Origin of the sequence: Nocardia arthritidis (assembly GCF_011801145.1) — a bacterium.
GTDB lineage: Bacteria > Actinomycetota > Actinomycetes > Mycobacteriales > Mycobacteriaceae > Nocardia > Nocardia arthritidis_A.
This window is the reverse complement of sequence record NZ_CP046172.1, coordinates 7420640-7445991: the sequence shown is the minus strand read 5'-3', so window position 1 is coordinate 7445991 and position 25352 is coordinate 7420640. Positions and strand designations below refer to the sequence as shown.

Annotated in this window: 17 protein-coding genes and 1 pseudogene; 11 read left to right on the top strand and 7 right to left on the bottom strand. The window is 69.0% G+C overall.

The genetic code is table 11. From position 1 onward, the window contains the following. Window positions 1–113: 113 nt before the first annotated feature. The 5 genes and pseudogenes from dxr to F5544_RS33495 all read left to right on the top strand — a co-directional run bounded on the left by dxr (window position 114) and on the right by F5544_RS33495 (window position 6750). Entirely contained in the window at window positions 114–1253 is a 1140-nt protein-coding gene (dxr, locus tag F5544_RS33515) for a 1-deoxy-D-xylulose-5-phosphate reductoisomerase (RefSeq protein WP_167476886.1), read from the top strand. A 153-nt stretch (window positions 1254–1406) separates the two neighbouring features. Next, window positions 1407–2612, top strand: coding sequence for a M50 family metallopeptidase (locus tag F5544_RS33510; RefSeq protein WP_167476885.1), 1206 nt, complete (start codon window positions 1407–1409; stop codon window positions 2610–2612). A 147-nt stretch (window positions 2613–2759) separates the two neighbouring features. Then, window positions 2760–3917, top strand: a complete 1158-nt coding sequence (gene ispG / locus F5544_RS33505; RefSeq protein ID WP_167476884.1) for a flavodoxin-dependent (E)-4-hydroxy-3-methylbut-2-enyl-diphosphate synthase — start codon at window positions 2760–2762, stop codon at window positions 3915–3917. A 98-nt stretch (window positions 3918–4015) separates the two neighbouring features. Further along, a pseudogene (locus F5544_RS33500) lies at window positions 4016–4878 on the top strand (GNAT family N-acetyltransferase). A gap of 72 nt (window positions 4879–4950) precedes the next feature. Continuing rightward, on the top strand, window positions 4951–6750 hold the full coding sequence (locus F5544_RS33495; protein ID WP_167476883.1) for a penicillin-binding transpeptidase domain-containing protein: 1800 nt from the start codon (window positions 4951–4953) through the stop codon (window positions 6748–6750). A 4-nt stretch (window positions 6751–6754) separates the two neighbouring features. Here F5544_RS33495 and F5544_RS33490 read toward each other — a convergent pair whose 3' ends face one another. After that, window positions 6755–7153 (bottom strand): hypothetical protein, encoded by a 399-nt coding sequence (locus F5544_RS33490; protein ID WP_167476882.1) that lies wholly within the window; start codon window positions 7151–7153, stop codon window positions 6755–6757. Window positions 7154–7443: 290 nt separating this feature from the next. On the opposite strand from F5544_RS33490, the gene F5544_RS33485 reads away from it, so the two are divergent. Further along, on the top strand, window positions 7444–8271 hold the full coding sequence (locus tag F5544_RS33485) for a hypothetical protein (RefSeq protein ID WP_167476881.1): 828 nt from the start codon (window positions 7444–7446) through the stop codon (window positions 8269–8271). A gap of 9 nt (window positions 8272–8280) precedes the next feature. Here F5544_RS33485 and F5544_RS33480 read toward each other — a convergent pair whose 3' ends face one another. After that, the gene (locus F5544_RS33480) at window positions 8281–8781 is read right to left on the bottom strand and encodes a peroxynitrite isomerase (RefSeq protein WP_167476880.1); all 501 of its coding nucleotides are present in this window, start codon (window positions 8779–8781) and stop codon (window positions 8281–8283) included. A 172-nt stretch (window positions 8782–8953) separates the two neighbouring features. On the opposite strand from F5544_RS33480, the gene F5544_RS33475 reads away from it, so the two are divergent. Next, complete coding sequence (locus tag F5544_RS33475) at window positions 8954–9481, top strand: hypothetical protein (RefSeq protein WP_167476879.1); 528 nt, start codon at window positions 8954–8956, stop codon at window positions 9479–9481. Window positions 9482–9487: 6 nt separating this feature from the next. Here F5544_RS33475 and F5544_RS33470 read toward each other — a convergent pair whose 3' ends face one another. The 3 genes from F5544_RS33470 to F5544_RS33460 form a co-directional block, all read right to left on the bottom strand. Next, window positions 9488–10054, bottom strand: a complete 567-nt coding sequence (locus F5544_RS33470) for a DUF6817 domain-containing protein (RefSeq protein WP_167476878.1) — start codon at window positions 10052–10054, stop codon at window positions 9488–9490. A gap of 52 nt (window positions 10055–10106) precedes the next feature. Next, window positions 10107–10499, bottom strand: coding sequence for a hypothetical protein (locus F5544_RS33465; protein ID WP_167476877.1), 393 nt, complete (start codon window positions 10497–10499; stop codon window positions 10107–10109). Window positions 10500–10694: 195 nt separating this feature from the next. After that, entirely contained in the window at window positions 10695–11072 is a 378-nt protein-coding gene (locus F5544_RS33460; protein WP_167476876.1) for a MerR family transcriptional regulator, read from the bottom strand. Window positions 11073–11131: 59 nt separating this feature from the next. Between F5544_RS33460 and F5544_RS33455 the strand changes: the two genes are divergently transcribed. Further along, on the top strand, window positions 11132–12304 hold the full coding sequence (locus tag F5544_RS33455; protein ID WP_167476875.1) for an MFS transporter: 1173 nt from the start codon (window positions 11132–11134) through the stop codon (window positions 12302–12304). A 71-nt stretch (window positions 12305–12375) separates the two neighbouring features. Here F5544_RS33455 and F5544_RS33450 read toward each other — a convergent pair whose 3' ends face one another. Next, a complete protein-coding gene (locus F5544_RS33450; RefSeq protein WP_238846786.1) occupies window positions 12376–12702 on the bottom strand; it encodes a winged helix-turn-helix transcriptional regulator in 327 nt (108 codons plus the stop codon). A 50-nt stretch (window positions 12703–12752) separates the two neighbouring features. Between F5544_RS33450 and F5544_RS33445 the strand changes: the two genes are divergently transcribed. After that, window positions 12753–13496: an SDR family oxidoreductase gene (locus F5544_RS33445; RefSeq protein ID WP_167476874.1), complete on the top strand. Its 744-nt coding sequence runs from the start codon at window positions 12753–12755 to the stop codon at window positions 13494–13496. A 266-nt stretch (window positions 13497–13762) separates the two neighbouring features. Beyond that, window positions 13763–14215, top strand: a complete 453-nt coding sequence (locus tag F5544_RS33440) for a DUF4254 domain-containing protein (RefSeq protein WP_167476873.1) — start codon at window positions 13763–13765, stop codon at window positions 14213–14215. A gap of 2 nt (window positions 14216–14217) precedes the next feature. Here F5544_RS33440 and F5544_RS33435 read toward each other — a convergent pair whose 3' ends face one another. Beyond that, window positions 14218–14715, bottom strand: coding sequence for a hypothetical protein (locus F5544_RS33435; protein ID WP_167476872.1), 498 nt, complete (start codon window positions 14713–14715; stop codon window positions 14218–14220). Between the two features lie 342 nt (window positions 14716–15057). On the opposite strand from F5544_RS33435, the gene F5544_RS33430 reads away from it, so the two are divergent. After that, entirely contained in the window at window positions 15058–25341 is a 10284-nt protein-coding gene (locus F5544_RS33430; RefSeq protein WP_167476871.1) for a non-ribosomal peptide synthetase, read from the top strand. The last annotated feature ends 11 nt before the right edge of the window (window positions 25342–25352 follow it).

Sequence of the window (25352 nt, the reverse complement as noted above, 5' to 3'; positions counted from 1 at the left end):
TCTTGTCGGTTTCGGGCGCCAGGCGCCGGTTGAGATCAATCGTGGCATACGACCGTCCGTCGTAGCCAGCAGGGGCGGTCTCCGGGGGTTTCCGCGTCGGCCACAATGAGCGGGTGTCCGACATCGTGAGAGTCCTGCTGCTGGGCAGCACCGGTTCCATCGGTACCCAAGCGCTCGACGTGATCGCCGCCAACCCCGACCGGTTCCGCGTGGTCGGCTTGGCCGCGCGCGGCGGCAATACCGAACTGCTCGCCGCCCAGATGGCGGCCACCGGGGTGCGCAACGTCGCGGTCGCCGACCCGGCCGCGGGCGCCCGGCTCGGCGTCGCGCTGAGCGGTCCCGGCGCGGTCACCGAGCTGGTGCGCCGCACCGAGGCCGATGTCGTGCTGAACGCGCTGGTCGGTTCGCTCGGCCTGGAACCGACCCTGGCGACTCTGCGATCGGGCACCCGACTTGCCTTGGCCAACAAGGAATCTCTGGTGGCGGGCGGTTCACTGGTGACCCGCGCGGCCGCCCCCGGCCAGATCGTCCCGGTGGATTCGGAACATTCGGCGTTGGCGCAGTGCCTGCGCGGCGGCCGCGCCGACGAGGTGGCGCGCCTGGTGCTCACCGCCTCCGGCGGCCCGTTCCGCGGCTGGACCACCGAAATGCTGGAATCGGTGAACCCGGACGAGGCCAAGGCGCATCCGACCTGGTCGATGGGCCTGATGAATACGCTGAATTCGGCATCCCTGGTGAACAAGGGGCTGGAGCTGATCGAGACGCATCTGCTGTTCGGCATTCCGTACGACCGCATCGATGTCACCGTGCACCCGCAGTCGATCGTGCACTCGATGGTCACCTTCACCGATGGTTCCACCCTGGCCCAGGCCAGCCCGCCGGATATGCGGCTGCCGATCGCGCTGGCCCTCGGCTGGCCGGACCGGGTGCCCGGCGCGGCCGCCGCCTGTGATTTCGGCACCGCGTCCACCTGGGAATTCGAACCGCTGGACAATGCGGTGTTCCCGGCGGTCGAGCTGGCGCGCCGGGCCGGGCAGGCCGGCGGCAGCGTGACCGCGGTCTACAACGCCGCGAACGAGATCGCGGTGCAGGCATTCCTGGACGGCGCGATTCGCTTCCCGGATATCGTCCGCACCGTCGCCGCGGCGGTGGACGCCGCCGACCGGTGGCGGGCCGAACCCGAATCGCTCGACGAGGTGCTCGCCGCCGACGCGTGGGCGCGTGAATTCGCCAGACAGCGTGTCGCCGCCTGATCGCCGGGGACCGGACGCGCGGCGCGACCATCGCCTGTCAGACTGAAGGCGCGGCGTCGATCCGGGTCCGGTTACTGTGGTCGAGGTGCCCGCGGCCTACCGGACGCGCGTGTGCTGTCGCGGGTCAGACACAGCAGGAGGGCTGTAGAGCTAATGGTGTTCGCGTTGGGGTTCGTGTTGTTCGCCCTCGGGATCACGTTATCGATCGCGCTGCACGAATGCGGGCACATGTGGGCGGCCCAGGCGACGGGTATGAAGGTCAGGCGCTACTTCATCGGTTTCGGGCCGCGGATCTGGTCGTTCCGGCGCGGGGAGACCGAGTACGGCATCAAGGCGCTGCCGTTCGGCGGATTCTGCGATATCGCGGGCATGACCGCGCTCGACGAACTGGACCCGGAGGATCTGGACCGGGCCATGTACCGGCAGGCCACCTGGAAGCGCCTGGTCGTCATGGTCGGCGGCATCGCGATGAACTTCGTGCTCGGCTATGTGCTGATCGTCGTGCTCGCCGTCGGCTGGGGGCTGCCGCGCTTCGATCAACCGCCCGCCACCACCATCGGCGCGATGAGCTGCACCGCCGACCAGAACCCGGCGAACCTCGAGCTGCTGCCGTGCACCGGCCCCGGCCCGGCCCAGCAGGCGGGTCTACAGCGCGGCGATGTCGTGCACGCCGTCGCCGGTGTGAAGGTGAGCACCTGGAAGGAGTTCCAGGCCGAGACCCAGAAGCAGACCGGCCCGTTCAGCTACACCGTCGATCGTGACGGCAAGACATTGGACATCCAGGTCACCCCGCAGCGGGTCGCCCGCTACGCGGACAAGAACGGCCCGGCCCGCGAGGTGGGCGCCGTCGGCGTCGGCCAGGAATACTACGAGCCGCTGAAATACAATGTGCTGGCGGCGATTCCGGCCGCGGGCGCCTTCACGGGCCAGATGGCGGTGCGCACCGTCGAATCGCTGGCGCAGCTGCCGTCCAAGGTTTCCGCGCTGATCACGGCGGTCACCGGCGGTGAACGCGATGCGGAGACCCCGGTCAGCGTCTACGGCGCGAGCAAGATCGGCGGCGAGACGGCCGATCACGGCAAGTGGAATCTGTTCATCCTGGTGCTGGCCAGCCTGAACTTCTTCCTCGGCGCGTTCAACATCCTGCCGCTGCTGCCGCTGGACGGCGGCCACATCGCGGTGGTGCTCTACGAGAAGGTGCGCAACTCGATTCGCGGCTGGCGCGGACAGCAACCGGGCAGCCCGGTCGACTATCTGAAATTGCTGCCGGTGACCTATGTCTTCGTGGTGATCGGCGGCGCGTACATGGTATTGACCTTGGTCGCCGATATCGTCAATCCGATCCAGCTTTTCCCATAAGTCGCGGGTAGTCTGACCCGGGCAGTCGCGGACAGTTGACTGCCGCCCCTCTGTCATGGCCGTCACAAGGTGGCCCCCTGCCGCACGCGGTTAAGCTCGGTAGGCGAGCGGCCCCACTCGAAAACGTAGGAAAGTAGGCAGCCGAACGTGACCAGCACAATCGGATTGGGGATGCCGACCGCACCCGCGGCCGTTCTGGCGCCCCGGCGCAAGACCCGCCAGCTGATGGTGGGCAATGTCGGGGTCGGCAGTGAGCACCCGATCTCCGTGCAGTCGATGACCACCACCAAGACCCACGACGTGAACGCGACGCTGCAGCAGATCGCCGAGCTCACCGCATCCGGCTGTGACATCGTGCGCGTCGCCTGCCCGCGACAGGAGGACGCCGACGCGCTGGCGACCATCGCGAAGAAATCGCAGATTCCGGTGATCGCCGACATCCACTTCCAGCCCCGCTACATCTTCGCCGCGATCGACGCGGGTTGCGCGGCGGTGCGGGTGAATCCGGGCAACATCAAGGAATTCGACGGCCGCGTCAAAGAGGTCGCGAAAGCGGCTGGGGCAGCGGGCATTCCGATCCGGATCGGGGTGAACGCCGGTTCGCTGGACAAGCGGATGCTGGAGAAGTACGGCAAGGCGACCCCCGAGGCGCTGGTCGAATCGGCGCTGTGGGAGGCGAGCCTGTTCGAGGAGCACGGCTTCGGCGATATCAAGATCTCGGTCAAACACAACGATCCGGTGGTGATGGTCGAGGCGTACCGGCAGCTGGCCGCGAGCTGCGATTACCCGCTGCATCTCGGTGTCACCGAGGCCGGGCCCGCATTCCAGGGCACGATCAAATCGGCGGTGGCGTTCGGCGCGCTGCTGTCCGAGGGCATCGGCGACACCATCCGGGTGTCGCTGTCCGCGCCGCCCGCCGAAGAGGTGAAGGTGGGCGGGCAGATCCTGCAGTCGCTGAACCTGCGGCCGCGCAAGCTGGAGATCGTGTCCTGCCCGTCGTGCGGTCGCGCACAGGTCGACGTGTACACCCTGGCGAACGAGGTGACCGCGGGCCTGGAGGGTATGGAGGTTCCGCTGCGCGTCGCCGTGATGGGCTGCGTGGTGAACGGTCCCGGTGAGGCGCGTGAGGCGGATCTCGGTGTGGCCTCCGGCAACGGCAAGGGCCAGATCTTCGTCAAGGGGCAGGTCATCAAGACCGTGCCGGAACATCAGATCGTGGAGACGCTGATCGAGGAGGCCATGCGGATCGCCGAGGAAATGGGCGATGCCGCGGGCGCGGGCGACCCCGTCGTCACCGTCGGCTGACCGGAAATACGATGCGCCGCCCCGCTGTCCCAGAAGATAGCGGGGTGGCTTTCGTCATGCACTTACCACGTTTGCGTTTTTCGTGGCAGGCTGTGCGTGTGCGGAGTCTGCTGGAGCCGACGCGACGGGCCAGATACACACCGGCGCGTCAGCTGGCGAACCGGGATCTGGCACAGGTACTGCGGGTCCTGGATGCCGACCCGGTGGCCTCGTGCATGGTCGCGGCGCGGTTGCAGGAATTCGGTTTGGACGGCCGTGGCGGGCAAGGGGAGCTGTGGAGCCGGGGTGGTCCGGCGGAGTCGCTGTGCTTCTCCGGCGCGAATCTGGTGCCGCTGCGCGGTGATCACGATGCGTTGCGCGCCTTCGCCGATCGGGCCGCGCGGTGGCCGCGGGTGTGCTCGTCGGTGGTCGGCAGGCAGGAGCTGGCGCTGCCGCTGTGGGAGATGCTGTCGCACCGGTGGGGTCCGGAGCGCGAGGTGCGCGGCGAGCAGCCGCTGCTCGCGCTCGCGCAGCCGCCGCTGGCCACCCCGGACGCGGAGGTCCGCCGGGTGCGGCCGGATGAATTGGACCGATACCTCTGCGCGGCCATCGCCATGTTCATCGAGGAGGTCGGCGTCGATCCGCGGGCAGGCGACGGCGGCCGCGGCTATCGCCGCCGGATCGCGAGCCTGATCGAATCCGGCCGGGCCTGGGCGCGTTTCGAGGACGGCGAGGTGGTGTACAAGGCCGAGATCGGTTCGCTGTCCCGGCGGACCGGGCAGATCCAGGGGTGTGGGTGCATCCGGATCGGCGCGGGCGCGGGCACGGCACCGCGGGCACGGCGGCGGTGGCGAATGCGGTCGTCGCCTCGGGCCGCACCGCCAGCCTGTACGTCAACGATTACAACACCATCGCCCGGCGCGCGTACGGTCGCGTCGGATTCCGGCAAATCGCCACCTTCGCCACGGTGTTGCTGGACTGAACGCCGTTCCGGCCGAGCGGATCCGGTGTGCCCACCGGGTTTGCTCGCGATTGGCCATTACCATCGCTCCCGATGTCGATACGGACGAAACGCAGATTCGCCGTTGTGCTGACCGCCGCGGCGTTGACCGTGCCCGCCGCGGGGTGCGCGAGCGGCCCGCAGGGCCCGACGCCCGCCGCGGACGCCTTCGTGTCCGCCTTCGCCGGACATGATGTGAGCACCGCGGCCCGGCTCACCAACCAACCCGAAAAGGCAAGCGCCGCACTGCGTTCGGCGTGGGACAAGCTACAGGCCGAACAGCTGTCCGCGCATACCGGCGCGGCCAGGGTCACCGGTGACACGGCCATCGTCGACTACACCTACACCTGGAAGCTGCCCAAGAATCGCGTCTGGAATTACACCGGCCAATTGCAGCTGGTGAAGTCCGGCGGGCGCTGGGTGGTGCGGTGGTCCTCGTCGGATATCCATCCGCAACTCGGCGATACCCAGACCATGGCGCTGCGCACCGAACCGGCGCCGCGGGCCCGGGTGAACGAGCAGTCCGGCAGCGATGTGCTGGTGCCGGGCAAGGTAACTCGCGTCGCCTTCGATATGGCGGATGCGCCGGACGCCGGCTCGGTCGCCACCGCGCTGTCCGCCCGGTTGGCGCGTATCGATCCGAAGCTGACCCCCGACGCGATACTCGACGGCGCGCGGGCGGCCAAGGGCGGGTACACCGTCATACTGCTCAACGAGGTCGAATACAACGATGTCGCAACGGATCTCATCGGTCTGCCGGGGGTGACGCTGACCCAGCAGTGGGATCTGGTCGCCACCGACCGGGATTTCGCCCCGGATTTGCTGGCGCAGGTGCGCAAGACGGTGATCGACGAGGTCGACGGTAAGGCGGGCTGGAGCGTCGTCACGTTGAACGCCGACGGCGTGGACACCGATGTGCTCACCGAGGTGCCGTCGCAGCCCGCGCCGTCGTTCTCGCTGAGCATCGACCGCAATGTGCAGAACGCGGCGCAGCGGGCCGTCGACGGACCCGACGACCAGGCCATGATGGTGGTGCTGCGCCCGTCGACCGGCGCGATCCTGGCCATCGCGCAGAACCAGGCCGCCGACCGCGACGGTCCGGTGGCCACCATCGGGCAGTATCCGCCGGGTTCGGTGTTCAAGACGGTGACCGCGGCGGCGGCGATGAGCACCGGCGTGGCGATGCCGGACACCGTGGTGCCGTGCCCGAGCCGAATCGTCATCGGGGAGCGGACGATTCCCAATTACAACCTCTTCACCGTCGGCGATGTGCCGATGGCGACGGCGTATCAGCGCTCGTGCAACACCGCCTTCGCCAAGCTGGCCAGCGAGCTGCCGCCCGACGCGCTGCCCGCCGCGGCCGCGAAATTCGGTGTGGTGCAGAACTATTCGATCGACGGGCTGCCGACGGCCAGCGGCTCGGTGCCGCGCGCCGACGATCTGACCCTGCGCACCGAGGACGGTATCGGCCAGGGCAAGGTGGTGGTGAGCCCGTTCGGTATGGCGTTGATGGCGGCGACCGTCGCGCGTGGGTCGACGCCGGTTCCGTATCTCATCGCGGGACGCCCCACCACGGTCGACGGTGACCGTCCGGGGCTGACGCCGCAGATCGTCGATGGTCTGCGGTCGATGATGCGGCTGGTGGTGGTCGGCGGTACCGCGGAGCGGATCGCCGATCAGGGCGAGGTCTTCGGTAAGACCGGGGAGGCCGAGGTGGAGGGCGGATCGCACTCCTGGTTCGTCGGCTACCGCGGCGATCTGGCCTTCGCGACATTGCTGGTCAAGGGCGGCAGTTCGGATCACGCGGTCGCGGTGACCCGCGATATGTTGGCCGCGCTGCCGCCGGGGTACTGAACGTTCAGTTCCAGTGCTGGACGATCAGCAGCGGATAGCCCGCGGTGACGGCGTTGCCCGGGTAGGTGGCGTAGATGTTCACGTAGCCGCCGCGGTTCGCGGCCTCGGCGGCCACCGCGCCGGTGCCTGCCATGAGCTTGCCCTCCTGTGCCGGTATTCGCGAGTCCGGTTGCAGCGCAATGCCTTCCGCGCTGCCGGGCACGATGGCGTCGAAGCCGTCGGTGAGTGCGCTCGCACCGACCATGGCGGTCTCGGTGTTGGACAGCGACAAGCCCACCCGGAGGTGCTGCGGGTCGAGGATCGGTACGGCGGCGCTCGCCTCGGGGCCGCCGAGCACCTGGACGACGGCCGCACCGGCCAGGATCATGCCCGCGGAGGCGAGGATGAGGGTCGAGCGCTTCATATCCGGCTCCCTACTGCTTCAGGGGTTCGGCGGAGGATCCCGGCGCTGAGCGCCACGGCCCGCCGTGAGATTTGCTGGAAATTAGCTTGCCGTTGAACGGTAAACCGGGCGACTTGCGCCGAACAAGCCGAAGTGGTCGAGGGCACATCGCGCGCCACGCAGTGGTATGGGTCACATTCGATGCGGTATGTGGGTACGCCCGTGGCGAAACCGTCGCGTGTGCAGCGGGATTCGGATCAATAATGGGCTCGCGCCCGTACCGCACAGGCGATTTCGATGGAGTGTGACCGATGGACGACGTACTGCTCACCCCGCCGGACGCGGTCGAGGCGCGGCTGGTCGCGCGCGGGGTGACCGCGGCCGCGAGCGCGGGCGGTGAACTAACGCCGTTGCAGCAGTTGCTGATTCCGGCCATTTTCCTGTCCATGACCGGATTCCGGATCGAGCTCGCCGCGCTGCGGCCGATCGAGCCCGCGGCCTTCGCTGCCGGATTGGCCAGGCGCAACCGGATTTTCCGGGAACGGGTCGTGCAGGTGATGCTGCTGGCCGCGCTGGTGGTGCGCCCGCTGCCCGCGGCCGTGGCCACCAGGATCCGCGAATTCGCCGATGCGCTCGGCGTCGACGACGACATGATCGCGGTCGCGCAGGAGTACGCGGCGGGCGCGGTCGATCTGGCCGCGGTCGATTTCAGCCGCAACGGCTACCTCGCCGGGCTCGGCGCCGAACGGCTGCATGCGCTGCACACCGGCACCCTCGATACCTCGTGGGGTCAGGTCGGCGACGATCCGGAGCTCGCGGCGCGGTGGGCGACGCTGTGGGAGTTGCCGGTCGGCACGCTGGGGCGCGGCGTCGCCGACTTCTATCGCGATCGCGGCTTCGTCACGCCCGGTCTGCCGGGTTCCGCGCCGCCGCTGCTCGCCCAGCACGACTGGGTGCACGTGCTGGCCGGGTACGGCACCACGCTGGAGAACGAGATCGAGGTATTCGCGTTCATGGCGCGGGCCAACGACGATCCGCGGGCATTCAGCCTGCTGGCCATGGTGATCTCACTGTTCGAAACCGGTTATCTGCGATCGGGCGCCGGACTGCCGTGGCGGCCGGATCCCTTGCGCGACTGAGGGTCCGGATCAGTCGGCGCGTTTGAGGCTGGCGGCCAGGTGGTGCTGCATGGGTTCGCCTACGGCGGCCATGCGCAGGGTGTAGTCGATGGTGTCACCGGTTTGGCGGATCGAACGGCCGAGTGCGGTGACCAGTTTCGCGGTGCTGCTGCGGCCGATGCTGGTCGAGTCCAATTCCATCCGCAGCGCGCCGTCCTCGAACGTCAATGACCCTTCACAGATTTCGGTGATGCCGGTGGGGTGGGCCAGGATCAGCTCGACCCGGTCCGGGCTCGGGCAGCGCAGGTAGCCGGTTTCGGCGTGCAGCGGGCGTCCGTCGTCGGCGGCGCGGGTGCGCTGCCGATAGGTGAGGAACGGTCTGCCGAGGTGGCCGAACCGAACTTCCTCCAAATATCCGAAAGGCTGGATGGTCGGATACTCGCCCTGCCCGTCACCGCGCCAGGTGCCGAGCAGCGGCGCCAGCGGGGCGATAGCGGGGTGGGGCGCGACGGGGGGCTGGGGTTCGACCACGGCGGACAGCCTAAACCCGAGTTATCCGAGGTGTTGGTGATACTCGCGAAATTCGGCCGTCGCCGTGTCGCGGTGAACTCCGGCCGAACCAAACCCTTGCGGCTGCTCACGCTCCGGTGTATGCGCCACCGATTTCTTGTATTCCGTTGTCGCTCAATTAAACTCGTGCGATATGGGGACGCGTTTTCTGGTCATGCACGACTACGGTATGGGCGGTATGTGGTGGTGGATCACCGCCGATTCCGCCCGGGAGATCCGGGAGACCTTCGCCGAGGTCGAAGTGGTCGAGGACCCGAATACCGTCGAGGCGGCCGAATCCTGGCGTCTCATCGAAATAGCATGCGATACCGCGGATATCCCGGCCGATCTGCGCGAGCTGCGCGACGTGCGGATCCGTCAGCGCGCGCTGCCCGGCTTCGGCGCGTTGGCCGATCGCACCATCCTCTATGTCAAGCGGTACTGGGACGGCGCGGATGGCGTTGAGGCCGCCACCTACTATTCGGAGGTCGATTCGGACGGCCGCCGCCTGCGTCAGGTGGAGGATCGCGACGCCGGGCCCGCCATCCGCAGCACCGTCGAGGACTGGGCGTTCAACCCGCCGCTCGTCGACCTCTACGACCCGGAATGGGTGGAATTCGAGATCGGCCGCGACGAGTTCGAGGCCGCGTGGGCGCGGGCCAGGTATGCGGATGAGCCGTAGGGCCGATCACGAAGCGGCGGAACCGAGTTGGGCGCGACAGGCGGACCAGGCGCGCGGTGACAGGTAGTTTCGCGTCTGCTCGAACAGACCGAACAGCGCCGCACCGTGTTTCGCGGCGAGTTCGGCATTGTGCGCCATGACGTCGAGCTCGTTGGCCGCGGTGAGTTCGAGGAAGGCGCGCAGTTCGGCATCGTCCGGCTCGAATTCCCGGCCGGTGAAGCGATCCCGGAACAGCACCGGCGTCGCGGTCAGCCGCGGGTAAACCGTTGCGCGATCACAACTTCCGTACAGGTACACCAGCGCCTCCGCGCGCTCGCCGATGAGCTCCACCATCCGGTGCCGGTCGGCCGGGTCCAGCAGCCACCGGTCGAAGCCGTCGGTGCCGTAGACGGCGTGACACAGCCCGGCGAGCTGGATATCACTCGTGGCGCCCCATCCCGCCAGCACGTCGGCGACCCGGCCGAGATGGGCGAGCAGCGTGCCACCCGGATGCGGAATATCCTCGGCGCCACACTCTTTCAGAAACCGCTCGGCGCGCACCCGCACCGAATCGCCCGCCCCGAATTCGCTCATGGCCCCAGTCTGGTTGTCCGGCGCCGGATACGCCAGCGCCGGACCCGAGGTACTACCAGTTTTCGATGGTGTACCTGGTGACGACGGTATTGCCGGGTAGGCCGCGGAAGTCCTGGCAGTCCGGGAAACTTCCGTCCGAGGTGAGGTGACGTCCCTCGACCTCCGGATCGTTCGGGTTGGGGCGGTAATGGAAGGCCGCCCAAGCGTTCTGCGCGGCACAAACCCAGGTCACCTGGTCGATGTACACCGTGTGCTGCTGATGGTCCTGATCGTTGAAGCAGTGCGTGCCGTCGTTGTTGTACACCGCGAATGCGCAGCCGAGATCGCGCGGCGCACCTGGATCGGCGGATGCCGCCGGGCCGGAATTGCTCAGCACGGCGATCGTGCCCAGCAGCGCCGATATGGCTAGGCGTGCCGAATTTCGTTTCGCAGCAAATGAATTCATCGAGTCCTCCCTAGCTCGCTGACCGAATACGAGTCCGCCGGCTCCCCGTTCGAAGGGCCGCCGCGATGATCTCGAATTCGTTGCCAAGGCTAGCCGGGCGCCACGAATGGTCGGCAGCCAGGAAAAGCGTTGGGTTTCGAACGCCGCCCGGCGGGGCACGGCCCGGGTCCCGTTGCAGGGCGATGGAGCAATCGGTCACGCACCGGCGCGCGCGGCGACATCCGGCGGCGCCGCGTCGATCACCCGATCGAGGAGGCCGAGGGAGCTTTGCAACTCGGTGATGGCGGCGGTGATTCGGGCGCGTTCCCGGCAGAGGTCGGCGACCAGATCGGCGCAGATCGGGATCAATCTGCGGTCGTCCTCGCGCAGGCAGGGCAGCACTGTCGCGATGGTCGCGGTGTTCAGCCCGGCGGCAAGCAGGTTGCGGATGCGGCCGACGGTGACAACATCGGACTCGGCGTATTCGCGGTAGCCACTGGGGCGGCGGATGGGCTGCAGCAGATCCTGCTGCTCGTAGTAGCGCAGCAGGCGCTCAGGTACGCCGGTGCGGCGGGAAAGCTCGCCGATTCGCATGTGATCTCGTTCATCCGGGCTTGACTCTGACATCCATGTCAAAGTTTAGCGTTTCGGCCATGCGAAAGGGTTACGTGATCTTGGCGGCGTTGTGCGCCAGCGTCTTTGTGGTCGGGACGTCGGAATATCTGGTCGCCGGTCTGCTGCCGCAACTCGGCGCGGATCTGGGGGTGTCGGTCGGTACTGCGGGCCAGGCGGTGACGGCGTACGCGCTCGGGGTGGTGGTCGGTGGGCCGCTGGTGACGATCGCCGCCGCACGGCTGCCGCGCCGCGCGGTCGCGCTGGGCCTGATGCTGCTCTTCGCGGCGGGCAGCGCGCTGAGCGCGTGGGCGCCGGTATTCGCGATATTGATTGTGGGAAGGGTGATTTCGTCGCTGAGCCATGCGGCATTCCTGGCCTTGGCCTTGGTGACGGCGACCCAGGTGGTGCCGAGGGAGCGGGTCGGACGAGCGATCGCGACGGTCGCGTCGGGATTCACCGTCGCGACGTTGCTCGGCGTGCCGCTCGGTGCGCTGCTCGGCGAGCACGCGGGCTGGCGGTTGCCGTTCCTGGTGCTGACGGTGCTGGCCATAGTGGCGGTCGTGGTGCTGGCCGTATTCTTCCCGCGGCTGTCCGCCGAGCCGGTCGGCATCCGCGCCGAGGTGCGGGTGGTGACGCGGCGCCCGGTGCTGCTGGTCATCGTCGCGACCGCAGTGGGATTTGCCGGTGTATCAACTGTTTTCACCTATATCGCACCGCTGCTGACGCGGTTGGCCCACTTTTCCGCCGGGGTGGTCTCGGCGTTGCTGCTGGCATACGGCGCCGGCAGCTTCGCGGGCAATCTCATTGCGGGCCGGCTCAGCGACCGATCATTGGGCGCGACGGTGCGCGGGGTGTTCGGTGGGCTCACCGGCGTGCTCGCGCTGTTCCCGGTCTTGATCGCCTGGCAGCCGACGGCCGTCGTAGGTGTGTTGGTGCTCGGGTTGCTCGCGACCGCGACCATCGCGCCGCTGCAGCGGCTGATCCTCGAATATGCCGGTGCGGCACCGACTTTGGCGGTGGCGGTGAATGTCGGAGCGTTCAACCTCGGTGCGGCGGCCGGATCGCTGCTCGGTGGCGCGCTGGTCGCGGTGGATGGACTGCGCTGGACCGGACCCGCCGGTGCGCTGTTGAGCCTGGCGGGACTCGGGCTCTCGTATCTCGTCATTCCGCGCCGAGTTGCCGCCGAAACGCCGGTGCCGGTCGCGTTGTGAACCGTCAGGTCGGCTGCCTGGGGACGCCGCGATTTTCCAGTGCCGGACCGCGAAATCGATAGTCCGAGCGGCTATTCGGAATCGGTGAGTTTCGCGGACCAGCGTTCGGACCAGTCCCACAGCGATTCCATGGCGCGGCCGAGATCTTTTCCGGCGACGGTGAGTTCGTAGGACTTGTCGGCGCGCTTTTCGATGACGCCCGCGGCCTGCAGTCGCTGAAGCCGAGTCGACAGCATGCTCGACGAGCAATTGTCCATGCGGCGGCGCAGTTCCAGGAAACCGAGGCGGCCCGGTTCCAGCTCCCAGAGGATGCGCAACATCCAGCGCTGGCCGAGTAGGTCCATGGCGGCCAGCATCGGCGCGTGTGACGGGTCGCCCGCCCGGCTTGCACTTCTCATTTCGAACTACCATAGTGATTCTAAATTAGAAGCAGAACGAAGGGTGAGCTATGACGACCGAACGGCGGATCGCGCTGGTGACCGGGGCTTCGCGCGGGATCGGTGCGGAGACGGCGCGGCAGCTCGCGGCGGGTGGCGATCAGGTGATCGTCAACTATCGGGAGAAGCGCAAGCGCGCCGAATCCGTCGTCGACGAGATCGTCGCGTCCGGCGGCGCCGCCGTGGCCATCGGCGCCGATATTGCCGACGCTGATTCGGTTCGGGCGCTTATGGATTCGATCGCGGAACAATTCGGCCGCCTGGATGTGCTGGTACTCAACGCATCCGGTGGGTTGGAACGCGGCGCCGCGCCCGGCTACGCGATGGCGCTGAACCGGGACGCGCAGCTGCGTCTGGTGCGAACGGCGTTGCCGCTCATGCCATCCGGCTCCCGCATCGTCTTCATCACCAGCCACCAGGCGCACTTCCACGGCCGCAAACCGGTCCCGGCCGACTACGAACCGATCGCGGCGAGCAAGCGAGCGGGCGAGGACGCGCTGCGCGCGCTGATCCCGGAACTGGCCGGTCGCGGCATCACCCTGCGGGTGGTCTCCGGCGACATGATCGATGGCACCATCATCGTGCGCCTGCTGGAGCGCCGGGATCCGGACGCGGTCGCCACGCGCCGCGACCAGGCGGCGCTGCCCACCATCGAGGAATTCGCCGCCGCGATCGTCGCGGCCACCACTGCGGACGGGGAGTCCGGGCACACCAGCTACATCGGCGGACCCGACTACCTCGTCGCCGTGTCCTGAGCCGCTGCCCCAGACGGGTGCTCGCCGCGGTAAGCCACCGGATCCTGGCTGTGGTCCGATGATCGAAATGTCCTGTCCTGCATGGTATCCGGCGACCGATGCGCTATCGCGAACCCGAGCCGACCGCAACCGGAGGGCGAAATAAGGACATATCGGTGACCCCATCGAAGGTGGATGGATCCGGTCGGTACGCCGGTGTCTGGGTGGCATACTGCGGCAGAGAGCGATGACAGGTGGTGAGCAGCCGGCCGGGGGGAGCGAAGACTATGACGTATCCCGACAAGCGCATGATCCTGCCCGGCAAGGAGCTGCTGATCGCCGCGTGCCGGGGGCTGCCCCACGACGATCACCCGATGCTGGAGGCCGCGGGGGAACTGGCCCAGCTGCACGAGATCCGCGAACGCACCCCGATGTGCGAGATGGACAAGCTGGATCGCCGCCGCACCCAGCTCATCCGGGCCATCGACCGCTGGGTGACGCTGGCGACGCCCGTGCCGGACGCCGCGGCGCAGCCACATACCGAGACGGTCGGACAACTGGTGGACCGACTAGCGCGGCTCACCGCCCAGGCGTTCGTTCCGCTCGCGCAGGCGCCCGAGCCGGTGTTCTACGACGCCTGGGTGCGTCTGGTCGAACTCGCCGACACCTATCAGGACCTGGTCGAGGAATTGCGCGTCGGCACCCGCCGCCTGCCCGACGGCGTCACCGGACCCTGGTAGCGCTAACGCCGCCCGAACAGCCGGAACGAGCGGACCTTGCGTCGCGGCAGCGTCGCGTAGACCATCGTCATATCCGCGAACACCTCCGCCTCCCGCTCCCACTCCGCACCGAACTCGTTGCGCCCCAGCACATGTTCGATCGAATGCGGGGAGATGGACGGCAGCAGGGTCGCTAGCGTCGGGGCCAGTCGGTCCACCGGATGGGTGCCTGCCCGGCCGTGGCCGAGCAGCATATGCCCCACCTCGTGCAGCACGATGTGGTCGGCATTGCGGCCGGTCGCGGCCTCGTCGTACACGATGATGTCGTCATGTTTGCGGGCGATCCACAGACCGCTGCCGCGGCAACCGGATTCGTTCAGCACCGCCGCCGGGACGGGCCGGATCGCGATCGACCTACCCCGGTGCGCGGCCACCTGAGCGAGGTACGCGTTCAGGCTCCACGGGCTGGGGAGGGGCACGATCCGGGTCGCGTCACGGAAACGAGCTTCCATGCTGGTCATCGGCGCATACCTTACCCATCCGCGGGGCGGCCGTCACCTGGCTGCGCGCCGCCGCCCCGGAGTGTCGCGTAATCACCTGGGATGCAGTGGATTCGGGCCATCCGGCTTCGGACCGGTCGGAAGCCGGCCGCTTTTCCGGGACTGAACAGCGCTTACACCCAGGTGTGGATCCGTTGACCCTCGGAGCGGTCGTCCGGACACTTGGGGCGGTATCGAAAGGCCGCCGCTCGGGCGAGATTTGAAACCGAAGGACCGGCGCGTTTGTGGCGAACGCCCGGACTCGGTGGGTAGGACGACTTCGAGCGAGGAACGATGGCCCAGCGTCGCATGGAATCCGACGAAATGACATACCGCGATTCGGTGGCCGGACCGTTCCCGCTGTCCGCGGCGCAGCGCGGCATCTGGTTCGCCCAGCAGGTGGCGGGCGCCGCGCCGATCTCGATGGCCCAGTACATCGAGATCGATGGCGAGCTGGACCTGGATGTGCTCACCGAGGTGGGGCTGCGGGTCGGCCGCGAATTCGGCACCGGCTATCTGCGGCTGCTCGAGATCGATGGAATCCCTTATCAGCAGGTCGATCCCGAGTTGGCGACCGAACTGGACGTCATCGATCTGCGTGGCGCACCCGATCCGCTCGATGTCGCGCGGGAGTGGATGCGGGCCGACTACACCGCGCCGCTCGACCTGCTGCGCGACCGCCTGGTGCGCGGTGCGGTGCTGCGCGTCGCGGACCGCAAATACCTGTGGTACACCCGGATTCACCACATCGCGCTGGACGGATACGCCGCGGCGACCATGGTCGCGCGGATCGCCGAGCTCTACACCGCGCGGGTGCACGGCGAGCCGGAGCCGCCGTCGCGCGCGCAATGTCTGACGGAGATCGTGGCCGCCGATGCCGCGTACCGGGATTCGGACCGATTCCGGGCCGACCGCGAATACTGGGCGCGACGGCTGGACGGCGCGCCCGCGGCGCCTAGCCTTTCCACGTCGACCGCGCCCGCCGACGCACATCCGCTGCTGGTCAGCGCGACGCTGCCGAAGCAGACCGCAGAACTGCTGGAACGGGTCGCGCGCCAGGCGAATTCGAGTGCGGCGCCGGTGCTGGTCGCGGCCTTCGCCGCCTATCTCTCCCGGATGACCTGTGGCGCTCGGAAATCCGCGCACGACGAGGTGCTGCTGAGCCTGCCGGTTTCGGCGCGCACCACGGCCGTGCTGCGGCGTTCGGGCGGCATGGTGGCGAATGTGGTGCCGCTGCGCATCGGGACGGCCGAAACCACGGTGGGCGAGGCGATTCGCGCCACCCAGCACGAACTCACCGGCGCGCTGCGCAGGCAGCGATATCGGCAGGAGGATATCCTGCGCGATCTCGGCTTCGCCGCCGACCGGATGGCCGGATTCGGGCCGTCGGTCAACATCATGGCCTTCGACAACAAGGTGGTGCTCGGCACGGCGACGGGGCGGCTGCACGTGCTCACCTCCGGGCTGATCGAGGATCTGTTCGTCAACCTGTATCCCGGAATCGCGGGGGAGAGCACCCATATCGACTTCCAGGCCAATCCGAATCGCTACACCGAAACCGAATTGGCCCGCCATCATCAGCGTTTCGTCGGCTACCTGCATCGGTTCCTGGCAGCGGGTGCGCAGCAACGGGTTTCGGAGATCGAACTGCTGGAACCGGCGGAGCTGGCCGCGCTCGTACCGGTATCCGGGGCGGAATCGGTTGCGCCGGCGACCCTCCCGGAACTGCTGGCGGCCGGTGTCGCGCGGAACCGGGACGGGGTGGCCGTACTGGCCGGGACGGTCGAGCTGACCTATGCCGAACTCGACGCTCGCTCTTCGCGACTCGCGCGGGTGCTGATCGCGCGCGGTGCGGGGCCGGAGACCATGGTCGGGATGGCGGTCGGTCGGTCCGTCGCGTCGGTGCTCGCGGTGTGGGCGGTCGCCAAGACCGGCGCGGCGTTCGTGCCGATCGATCCGGCGATGCCCGTCGAGCGGCTGCGACACATGGTGCGAGATTCCGGCGTTTCGCTCGGGCTCACCGTGGCCGCCGTGCTGCCCGGATTACCCGACGAGGTGGACTGGCTGGTCCTGGACGATCTCGAAACACTGTGTGCCGCAGAGTCTTCCGATCCGGTGGCGGTACCGGTTCGCCCGGACAACGCCGCCTATGTCATCTACACGTCCGGATCGACGGGAATGCCCAAGGGCGTGGTGGTTTCGCACCGGGGGCTGGCCAATCTGGTCGCGGAATCGCGGGACGCATTGCTGGTCGGCCCGGATTCCCGGGTCGGGCACGCGGATTCGCCGAGTTTCGACTCCTCGATCGAGGAGTTGCTCGTCGCCTTCGCGGCGGGGGCGACCTCGGTGATCGTGCCGCCGCGGGCGTATGCGGGTGCGGAGTTGGCGGCGGTGCTGCGAGATTCCCGGGTGAACGCGCTGTCCGTCGCACCGGCCGTACTGGCCACCGTGGATCCGGCGCTGCTGCCCGAGCTGCGGGCCGTCGTGGTCGGCGGCGAGTCCTGCCCGCCGGATCTGGTTGCGCGGTGGGCGAATCGGGTGCGGTTGAGCAACAGTTACGGCCCGACCGAGGTGACGGTCGCCGCCACCTACAGCGCGCCGATGGTCGCGGGCGAGCCGGTCACCATCGGCGGTCCGATGCGCGGGGTCGCGGCGGTGGTGCTCGATCGCGCGCTGCGGCCGATGCCGGTGGGCGCGGTCGGCGAGCTGTACCTGACCGGGCCGGGTGTGGCCCGCGGTTATCTGGGCCGATTCGCGCTCACCGCGGCGCGTTTCGTCGCCGCACCGTCCGGCGCTCGGATGTACCGCACCGGTGATCTGGTGCGCTGGGTCGTCCGCGGCGAACGCTACGTTCTGGAGTTCCTCGGGCGCGATGACGCACAGGTGCAGCTGCGCGGGCTGCGTGTCGAACCGGGCGAGGTCGATGGCGGGCTGCTGCGGCATCCTGCTGTGGCACAGGCGTTTACGATGCCGACGACGACTCCCGCGGGCGGCACCGTTCTGGTCTCCTATGTCGTTGTCGATCCGGGCGTCGATCCAGACGAGCTGACGAGCTTCGTCGCCGGATTCCTGCCGGAGCACCTGGTGCCCGCCGCGATCGTGCCGCTCGCGGAATTCCCGCTCACCACCGCGGGGAAAATCGACCGCGCGGCCCTGCCCGCACCGGATTTCACCGTCCGCGAGCGCATTTCGCGCGCACCGGCAACCGAGCGCGAACGGCTGATCGCCGGTCTGTTCGCCGAGGTGCTCGGCATCGATTCGGTGGGAGCCGACGACAGCTTCTTCGCACTCGGCGGGGACAGCATCGTCTCGGTGCAGCTGGTGGCCCGCGCCAAGGCCGCGGGCATAGCCTTCGGCGCGCGAGACGTGTTCGAGCGCAAGACCGTTGCCGGATTGGCCGCCATTGCCACCGATATCGCGGCGGCCGCGCCGGTACTCGACGAGCTGCCGGGCGGCGGCATCGGCCCGATGCGCCCACTGCCCATCGCCGAAAGTCTGCTCGCGCACGGGCATTTCGACAGATTCGCGCAGGCGATGCTGGTGGAGCTGCCGGTCGGCATCGACGAGCCGACCCTCGTCGCCACCCTGCAAGCGGTCATCGATCGGCACGACATGCTGCGTGCACGGCTCGATAGAACTGCCGACGGATGGACGCTCACCGCTCGCCCTGTCGGCGCCGTCCGGGCCGAAACCATGCTGCGGCACGCGCATCTCGGCGTTCCCGTATGCGCCGCGCCTACGGCTGACCTCGGCCCGCGCACCGCGCCCGCGATCACCGGAGAAGATATTTCCGAGGCCGAATGGGTCGAGCGGGAATTGGCGGCCGCGGCCGACCTGCTCGACCCGCGCTCGGGTGTGGTGTCGCGCGCGGTGTGGCTGGATCGTGGCGCGGGACAGCCGGGTTCGTTGTGGTTGGTGCTGCATCACCTGGTGGTGGACGGGGTTTCCTGGCGGATTCTGTTGCCGGATCTGCTGACCGCGTGGGGGCAGGTGTCGGCCGGGCGCGCGCCTGAACTGATGGATGTCGGCACCTCGGCGCGGCGCTGGGCGCAGGCGCTGGTCGACGAGGCGGTGCGGCCGGAACGGGTCGCCGAGCGTCCGCTCTGGGAGCGCATGCTCGACGGGGCGGAGCTGAGCCTCGGTGTGCGGCAGCTCGACCCCGCGATCGACACCGTCGCAACCATGGGGCGCATCGACATTCAAGTGCCCGCCGAGATAACCAACGCCGTACTCGGCACTCTGGTGGAGCGCTTCCACGGTGGTGCGAACGATATGTTGCTGACGGCGTTGGCGCTGGCGGTCGCCCGATGGCGGCGGGAGCGCGAGGCGGGTCATGATCGTGTGGTTGTCGCGCTGGAGGGCCACGGTCGCGAGGAGCAGGTGGGGCAGGGGATTTCGGCCCATGCCGAGCTCGGCCGGACGGTTGGCTGGTTCACCACTATCTTCCCGGTCGGGCTCGATCTCACCGGGATCGATATCGACGAGGCGTTCGCGGGCGGTTCCGCGGCCGGACAGGCGATCAAGCTGATCAAGGAGCAGCTGCGTGTGGTGCCGGACAACGGTATCGGGTATGGCCTGCTGCGCCATCTGAATTCGGTGACGGCCCCGGTGCTCGCCGAGCGGCCCGCACCGCAGCTGGGTTTCAACTATCTCGGCCGGGTGCGGGCGGAGTTCTCCGGGCCGTGGCTGCCGAGCCGGGAAAGGTCCGGTGCGGCAACGCCGTTCGCGGTCACCCAGGATCCGGCGATGCCGCTGCCCGCCGTGGTCGAGGTGAACGCGCTGACCGATGGCGACCAGCTGCGGGCCACCTGGACGTATGCCGGACTGATCGTCACCGAGGCCGAGGTGGCGGCGCTGGCTCGGCTGTGGGTCGCCGCGCTGCGCGCACTCGCCCGGCACGCCGAATCCGCTGTCGCGGGCGGACACACCCCGTCGGATTTCCCGCTCGTCGCGACCGCGCAGCGCGATATCGACGGCTGGGAGCGCCGGTATCCGGCGCTCACCGAGGTGTGGCCGCTGTCCCCGCTGCAGTTCGGTCTGTACTTCCACGCCGGCCTCGCGGCGGGCGCGGATACCTACCTGGTGCAGACCGTGCTGTCGCTGTCCGGAACCGTCGACCGAGCCCGGCTGCGGCGCGCCGCCACCGCGCTGCTGATCCGGCACGACAGTCTCCGGGCGGCATTCGCGCTCACCGACGACGGGCCGAGGCAGCTCGTTGTCGGTGAGGGCGAAATACCTTGGCGGTTCAGCGAAATCGCCGACGCGGACGCCTACGCCGAACTGCTGGCCGCCGACGCAGCGACGCCGTTCGACCTGACCGAGCCGCCGCTGCTGCGGCTGCACCTGATCCGGACCGGCACGGACGCCTACCGCCTGCTGCTGACCAACCATCACATCCTGCTCGACGGCTGGTCGACGCCGCTGCTCGTACAGGAGCTGTTGACCCTCTACGCGACCGACGGCGACGCGAGCGCCCTGCCGCCCGCACCGTCCTACCGCGATTTCCTCGCCTGGCTGGCCGCCCAGGACCGCGCCGCCGCGGAAACCGCGTGGGCGCGGGCGCTTTCGGGCATCGACGCGCCGACGCTCGCCGCCGCGACACCCGCCTCGGGTGCGCCCGCCGGTGCGATCACCGCGGTGATCGACGCGGAAACCGTTGCGGCCGTGCGGGATGTGGTCCGCGACAGCGGCGCGACGCTGAATACCGCGGTGCAGGTGGCGTGGGCGCTCATCCTGCGCGCCAGGACCGGTCGCGACGACGTGGTATTCGGCGGTACCGTCGCAGGCCGCCCGCCGCAGCTGGCCGGTGTCGAGCAGACCATCGGGTTGTTCATCAACACCGTCCCGGTCCGGGTTCGTCTGGCCCCCGGGCTGACCGTCGCCGAACTGCTGCGCCGCACCCGCGCCGCGCAAACTGACCTGCTCGACCATCAGCATCTCGGGCTCGCGGATATTCAGCGTGCCGCCGGGCTCGGCGAATTATTCGATACGGCAACGGTATTCGAGTCCTATCCGGTGGACCGCGACGCGCTGGCCGCCATGCCGGATATCGCCGGGATGCGGGTGCTCGACGTGACCGGCGCCGACGGTACCCCCTATCCGCTGAGCCTTCAGGTCATGCCGCACCGGGGCGCTGGAGGTCCGCTGCATGTGACGCTCAAATACCAGGCCGGTGTGCTAGACGCGGAGTCCGCGACCGCACTGCTGGACCGCTTCGCGGCGCTGCTGGCGCGGATCGGCGGTATCGACGCCGAAACCCGTGTCGCCGCACTGGAACCCGCCGAACCGGCGGTCATCCCCGGTCCCGCCGCCCCGGCGCAACGTACTCTGCCGGAACTGCTCGCCGCTTCGGTCGCGGCGTATCCGGAGGCCGTCGCGCTCTCGCACAACGGCATCCGGCTGACCTACCGCGAACTCGACCGCCGGGCAAACCGTTTGGCCAGGTTGCTGCTCGAACGCGGTGTCGGCCCGGACGACCGGGTGCTGCTCGCCCTGCCCCGCTCGATCGATTCGGTGGTCGCGGTGTGGGCGGTCGCCAAGTCCGGCGCGGCCTTCGTCCCGGTGGATCCCGGCCATCCGGCCGACCGCATCGCCAACGTGGTCGCGGACGCGCACGCCGGAATCGGCCTGACGGTCGACGGCAGCCGCGCCAACCTGCCCGCGACCGTCGACTGGCTGGTGCTGGACGACGTTGCCACCGTTGCCGATTCGCTGACCCGGTCCGCAGGTCCGATCGGCGATATCGAGCGCGGTGCGCCGATCCGCCTCGACCAGACCGCCTATCTGATCTACACCTCCGGCTCCACCGGCAGGCCGAAGGCGGTGCAGCTCGGGCACCGTGGCCTGGCCGGAGTTGTTGCCGCGCAGCATGATTCGTTGAACACCGGCCCGGATGCCCGGGTGCTGCACGTCGCGTCGCCGAGCTTCGACGCCTCGGTCTTCGAAATCCTGCTCGCCCACGCGCACGGCGGGCGGCTGGTGGTGGCGAGCCCGGACGTGTACGCCGGTGCGGCACTGGAGGATCTGCTGCGTGCCGAGGGGGTCACGCATACCGTGATCACCCCGTCGGCGCTGGCGACCATGGAACCGGAGCGGCTGCCGGACCTGCGGCTGCTGGCCGTCGCGGGCGAGGCCTGCGGACCGGAGCTGGTGGCCAGGTGGGCGCCGGGCCGCCGCATGCCGAATCTGTACGGGCCGAGCGAATTCACCATCTGGGCCACCGGAAGCGCTCCGCTGACGGCGGGCGAACCGGTCACCATCGGCGGGCCGATCCACGGCGCGACCGCCCTGGTTCTCGACGGCTGGTTGCGTCCGGTTCCCGCAGGCGCGGTCGGCGAGCTGTACCTGGCGGGGGCGGCACTGGCCCGCGGCTACCTCGGCCGGTTCGGTTTGACCGCGGGGCGTTTCGTCGCCGACCCGTTCGGCGGGCCGGGTGAGCGCATGTATCGCACCGGCGACCTGGTGCGCAGGCCGTTGGACGGCGGCGCGCTGGAGTACCTGGGCCGCAGCGACTTCCAGGTGAAGATTCGGGGCCTGCGGGTCGAACTCGGCGAAATCGACAGCGCCCTCATGGGTCTCGCGGAAATCGACTTCGCGGTCACGGTCGGGCACTCGGTCGAGACGAGCGGTACGACGCTGGTTTCGTATGTGTTGCCCGCACCCGGCGCACGGGTGGACACCGACCGGGCACGTGAACAGCTCGCGGCCACCCTGCCCTCCTACATGGTGCCCTCGGCAATCGTTGTGCTGGACAGCATTCCGATGACGCCGGTCGGCAAGCTCGACCGTGCCGCGCTGCCGGTGCCCGGTGTGGCCGCGCGCCGGACCCACCGCGCCCCGCGCACATCGCGGGAGCGGGCGATCGTCGAGGTGTTCGCCGAGGTGCTGGGTGTCGAAGCGATCGGCATCGACGACTCCTTCTTCGAACTCGGCGGAAACTCCCTGCTCGCAACGAAAGTCGTGAGCAGGTTGCACGCGACCCGGTCCGTCACGGTCGGTCTGCGCGACCTGTTCGACGCACCGACCGCCGCGCGGTTGGCCGCCGTACGCACCGAACAGCACAGCGCGCGTCCGCCTTTGCGTCGCTACGAGCGGGCCGGCGCGGCCCCGCTGTCGCTCGCACAGCGGCGGATGTGGTTCCTCAACCGGCTCGACACCGATTCCGGCGCGTACAACATGCCGATCGCGCTGCGCCTCACCGGCGAATTGGATCTGGCCGCACTGCGATCGGCGATCGCCGACCTGGTGGTGCGGCACGAGGTGTTGCGCACCGTGTATCCGGAGACGGAGCAGGGTCCGGTACAGCTGGTCCGGCCCGCCGCCGAAGTCGAACTGCCCGTTCGCGACGTCACCGAAGCCGTTGCCGGACACTGTGTCCGGGAAATGGCGATGGCGCCGTTCGATGTGACGACCGAGGTTCCGGTGCGCGGTGCGGTGCTGCGGCTCGGCCCGCGCGAACACGTGCTGGTGTTGGTGCTGCATCACATCGCCGGTGACGGTTGGTCGTTCACCCCGCTGGCGCGCGATATCGCCGTCGCCTACGCGGCTCGCGCCGCCGCGACCGCACCGGAGTGGACGCCGCTGCCGGTCCAGTACGCCGATTTCGCGCTCTGGCAACGTGATCTGCTCGGCTCGGCGGACGACCCGGAATCGGTCGCGGCACAACAGCTCACGTTCTGGCGACAGGAGCTGGCCGGCCTGCCCGGCCATCTGCCGCTGCCCACCGATCGCCCGCGTCCGCGGATGCTCGGAATGCGCGGTGGCCGCATACCCTTCGAACTGGATGCGGCCACCCACGCCGCGCTGGCGGAACTGGCACGCGCAAGCGGTGTTTCGCTGTTCATGCTGCTGCACGCGCTGTTCGCGGTGCTGCTGGCCCGGCTGTCGGGCACCGATGATATCGCCGTCGGCACCCCGGTGGCCGGGCGCGGCGCGCCCGAATTGGATGATCTGGTCGGCATGTTCGTGAACACCGTGGTGTTCCGCACCGAGGTGGGGGCGGATCGGTCGTTCATCGAACTGCTCACCGATATCCGGGAGCGCGACCTGCGCGCGCTGGCCAACACCGATGTGCCGTTCGAACAGTTGGTGGAGGCGGTGGACCCGGTCCGGTCCACCGCATGGCATCCGCTGTATCAGGTGGCGTTCTCGTTCGAGAACCTCGCACCCACCCGATTCGCGCTGCCCGGACTGGAATTCGCGGCACTGGAGATCGAAACCGGGATCTCCCAGTTCGATCTGCATCTGCATATCGCCGAGCAACTCGGCGATTCCGGCGCCCCGGACGGTATCGACGGCCACTTCGACTATGCCGCGGAGCTTTTCGACGAGGACACGGTTGCCGGATTCGGCGCGGCGCTGCATCGGGCCGTGCGGGCGGTGCTCGCCGATCCTCGGGTTCGCGTCGGCGCGATCGACCTGTTCGACTCACCGGCCGAGCAGGCAGCGCTCACCGCGCGAAATCTGGCCGACGGCACCGAGGTTCCGGTTCGCCGCCGATCCGAGGTCTTCCGGCCCGCCGAGACGGATATCGAGCGGGCGGTGGCCGCGGCGTATGCGGGGGTGCTCGACATCGATCCGGCCGGAATCGGCCTGGACGACGATTTCTTCGCGCTCGGCGGCAATTCGCTCAGCGCGGTGCGCGCGGTACGCGCCCTGCGCGAGGCGCTCGGGGCCGAGGTGGCGGTGCTGGCCATATTCGCCGATTCGACGGTCGGTGGGCTGGCCGAGAAGATCGGCGCGGGTACGGCGGGCGCGGCCGAACGCCGCGGCGCGCGCTCCGCGCTCGATGTGCTGCTGCCGATCCGTCCGGTCGCGAATCCCGAACTGCCGCCGCTGTTCTGCGTCGCCCCCGCCTCCGGACTCGCCTGGAGCTACACCGGCCTCGCCGCGCACCTCGAGCCGGGGCGCCCGGTCTACGGGTTGCAGGCGCCCGAATTATCGGGCGCCGCAGGCGAACTCGCGCCGAGCACGATTCGCGAGTACGCGCGCAGGTATGTGCGCGAGATCCGCGAGGTGGCGCCGCACGGACCGTACGAACTGCTCGGCTGGTCGTTCGGCGGCTTCGTCGCGCACGAGATCGCCGCCCGGCTGCGGCGCGCGGGCGAATCGGTGCGGCTGACCCTGCTCGACGCGGATCTCGCCGCGCGGCAGGTGGATTCACCCGAACCGTGGACACCCGGCGAATTCGTGCACGCCTTCGGACCGGTGTTCGGCGTGCACACCGATTCGCCGGAGCTGACCGCCGACGCCGCGGCCGCGGCCATCCGCGCGACGCTGGCCGGCGCGCTCGACGTCACCGCCGCCGACCTGATCCGGCTCACCGACTCCTACAACGCGGCGGTCCGGATGGTGCCCGGCTACCGTCCGTCCCGCTACGACGGCGACCTGATCTTCTTCGCCGCGGCATACGAGCCGGACGGTACGCCGAAGACCGATCCGGATGCGGCCGCCCAGCGGTGGCGGCCGCACGTCACCGGAGCGATCACCACCTACTCGCTGCCGGTCGCCCACGACGAGATGACCGCGCCGCGCGCGCTGCCGGAAATCGGCAGGGTGCTGGCGGAGCACGCGCGGATGGATCGCCGGGAGCTGCGTGCGACATGCTGAAAGGACCTGGA